We start from the raw sequence: 3,024 nt of genomic DNA, 5'->3' as shown, positions 1-3,024 counted from the left end.
ACCCAGGGAGCCACGATGGACCCGACCGAACCCGCCGCGGCCGCGCGGCCCGTCCGGGTGTTCCTGCTGGACGACCACGAGGTGGTCCGACGCGGTGTGCGCGACGTGCTGGAGGCCGAGCCCGACCTGGAGGTCGTCGGCGAGGCCTCGACGTGCGCGCAGGCGCTGGCGCGGGTCCCGGCGCTGCGTCCGGACGTCGCCGTCCTCGACGTCCGGCTCCCCGACGGTGACGGGGTCACCGTGTGCCGGGAACTGCGGGACCGGATGCCCGGGCTGGTGTGCCTGATGCTGACCTCCTTCGACGACGACGACGCGCTGCTCGACGCGATCATGGCCGGTGCCGCCGGGTACGTGCTGAAGCAGGTCAAGGGCACCGACCTGCTCGGTGCGGTCCGGACGGTCGCGTCCGGGGAGTCGATGCTCGACCCGGCGACCACCCGGAAGCTGATGGAGAGCCTGCGCCACCACGAGGAGACCCCGACCGAGGCGGCCCTCGCCCAGCTGACCCCGAGGGAGCGGGAGATCCTCGCCCTGGTGGGGGAGGGGAAGACCAACCGGCAGATCGGGCAGGAGCTGTACCTCGCGGAGAAGACGGTGAAGAACCACGTCTCGCGGCTGCTCGCCAAGCTCGGCGTCGAACGACGACTGCAGGCCGCCGTCCTCGCCGCGCAGGCCGAACCCGAGCAGCACGCCCACCCTCGTCCGCGCTGACTCCGGCCGCAGCGGGCCGTGGCCGTTCGTACCCGGGTCGGGGGCCGACCGGCCCAAGCGCCGGCCGGGCGCCGGGCGCACGGTGGAAGTGAGGCAAGGAGCCTCGCCCCGCCCGTGCGGCCACGATGCCGCCAACACTTCCGGAGGCGGCCATGACCACCCTCGCCCTCGACGCCGCCGCGCTGGAGAGCCTCGTCGCCGCGGCGGTCGCGGCACCGTCGATCCACAACAGCCAGCCCTGGCGCTTCAGGCTCCGGCCGGAGAGCTCCGTCCTGGAGGTCCGCGCCGCCCGCGAACGGGCGCTTCCGGAGACGGACCCGGCGGGGCGCGCCCTGCACATCTCCGTCGGCGCGGCCGTGCTCAACCTGCGGGTCGCGGCCCGGCACCTCGGCTGGGCCCCGGAGGTCCGGCTGCTGCCGGACCCGTCCGATCCCGACCTCCTCGCCGGCGTGCGGCTGGACACTCCGGCAGCGGTCCGGCTTCCCGGCGGCGAGGCGCTGTACGAGGCGATCTGGCATCGCCACTCGATCCGCACGCCCTTCACGGGGGAGCCGGTCCCGCCGGCCGTCCTGGACGAGCTCGTGGTGGCCGCGCGCGCCGAGGACGCCCTCCTGGAGCTGCCCGGCCGCGAGGAGACGAACCGGATCCTGCAACTCACCTCGGAGGCGGAACGCCGCAACACCACCGAACGGGGCCAGCGGGCCGAGAGCCGCAACTGGGTCCACGGCGGCGACCTGCTGCCCTACGGCATCCCCACCAGGGCCCTCGGCCCGCAGGACCGCGACGCACGTCTGCCGATGCGGGACTTCACCGCCCTCCGTCCGGTCGGGCACGGGGTCTCCGCCACGTTCGAGGCCGAACCGCGGATCGCGGTGCTGGTGACCGGGCGCGACGAGCGGGCGGACTGGCTGCGCGCCGGGCTCGCCCTCGAACACGTCCTGCTCGCGGCCACCGTGCACGGGGTCCGGGCCTCGCTGCTCCACCAGGCCATGGAGTGGCCGTACCTGCGCTGGGCCACCCGCGAGCCCCACCACGGGCCCGGCCACGTGCAGATGCTGATCCGGCTCGGCTACGGCCCGGAGGGTGCCCCCGTCCCCCGCCTCGCGGTCCGCGACGTCCTCGAAACCGCAGCCGAGGAACCCCCTCCGATCCGGGGCGGGCGGAGCTAGGAATCCGCCAGCGGCACCCGCCAGACCAGTTCGGTGCCACCCTCGGCGCGGTTGCCCGCGGAGAACATGCCGCCCAGGGCGGCGGCCCGTTCGGCGAGGTTGGCCAGGCCGCTGCGGCGCCCGTCCTCGGGCAGGCCGACGCCGTCGTCGGTGACGGTCAGCGTGAGGTCCGCCCCCGCGGTGAGGGAGACCGCGACGGCGTCGGCGCCCGCGTGCCGGGCGGCGTTGGAGAGAGCCTCCTCCAGGACGGCCACCACCGCGTCGGCGAGCTCGCCCGGGACGGTGGCGTCGAGCAGGCCGGTCATCCGGACAGCGGGGGCGAAGCCGAGCGTCCGGGCGGCCCGCTCCACCACCTCGGTCACCCGGCCGCGCAGCCCGGTGGCGGCGGGGCCCGTCTCACGCATGCGCAGGCCGAAGATGGTGGCGCGGATGGTCCTGGCCGTCTCGTCGAGGTCGTCGATGGCCCGCAGGACGCGATCGGTCGCCTCCGGGTGGTCCATGAAGCGGATGGCGCCCTGCAGCGTCATCCCGGTCGCGAACAGGCGCTGGACGGCGAGATCGTGCAGGTCCCTGGCGATCCGGTCGCGGTCCTGGAGCAGCGAGATCTGTTCGGACTCCCGGCGCCGTTCGGCGAGTTCCATCGCCACCGCGGCCTGGCCGGCGAAGCCCAGCAGCGGTCTGGACTCGTCCTCGCCGAACAGCGGCGATCCGGCCGCCCGGGCGAGCATCAGCACACCCCGGACGCCGTGCTCGACGGTGCCGATCGGCACCGCGACGGCCGGGCCGAGCCCTCCCCAGCGCGGAGGCCCGGCCGTGACCCTCGGATCCGTCCGTACGTCGGCGCTGGTGACCAGCCCTCCCGCGAGAACGGCCGCCCCGGCGAAGGAACCCTTCACCGGGACGACCAGGCCCCGGTGCTGCTGCTCGCCCAGACCGGTGGCGGTCCGGACCTCCAGTTCGTCGGTCTTCGGGCGCGGTTGGGCGATCACCGCCAGGTCCGCCCGGGCGATCTCGGTGGCCCGGGACACCAGGAGGTCGAGCACCTCGTGCTCCGGGCTGCCGGACAGCAGCCTGCTGGTGATCTCCGCGCTTGCCGCCAGCCACCGCTCCCGCAGCCGGGCCTGCGCGTAGAGCCGGGCGTTGT

General features: G+C 75.1%; 3 protein-coding genes. 2 read left to right on the top strand and 1 reads right to left on the bottom strand.

The window, feature by feature from the left end:
* The first annotated feature begins 15 nt into the window (after nt 1–15).
* Both VR45_RS35890 and VR45_RS35885 read left to right on the top strand, forming a co-directional pair.
* Nucleotides 16–711 carry a response regulator transcription factor gene (locus VR45_RS35890; protein ID WP_045944115.1) on the top strand — a complete coding sequence of 232 codons (696 nt, stop codon included), beginning with the start codon at nt 16–18 and terminating at the stop codon, nt 709–711.
* Between the two features lie 152 nt (nt 712–863).
* On the top strand, nt 864–1,880 hold the full coding sequence (locus VR45_RS35885) for an aromatic ring-opening dioxygenase LigA (protein ID WP_045944114.1): 1,017 nt from the start codon (nt 864–866) through the stop codon (nt 1,878–1,880).
* Here the strand turns inward: VR45_RS35885 and VR45_RS35880 are convergent.
* Nucleotides 1,877–3,024: GAF domain-containing protein (locus tag VR45_RS35880; RefSeq protein WP_045944113.1), on the bottom strand; the 1,148-nt coding region annotated here is incomplete at its 5' end. The genes VR45_RS35885 and VR45_RS35880 overlap by 4 nt on opposite strands.

The sequence above is a fragment of the Streptomyces sp. NRRL S-495 genome, assembly GCF_000966955.1.
In the GTDB taxonomy this organism is placed as follows: Bacteria; Actinomycetota; Actinomycetes; order Streptomycetales; family Streptomycetaceae; genus Kitasatospora; species Kitasatospora purpeofusca.
Note: the sequence above shows the minus strand (reverse complement) of the source record. Positions and strands in the feature narration are given on the sequence as shown.

Excerpts from the sequence above, each read along its gene's own strand:
- VR45_RS35890 (WP_045944115.1), top strand. The coding sequence starts at position 16 with ATGGACCCGACCGAACCCGCCGCGGCCGCGCGGCCCGTCCGGGTGTTC.
- VR45_RS35885 (WP_045944114.1), top strand. The coding sequence starts at position 864 with ATGACCACCCTCGCCCTCGACGCCGCCGCGCTGGAGAGCCTCGTCGCC.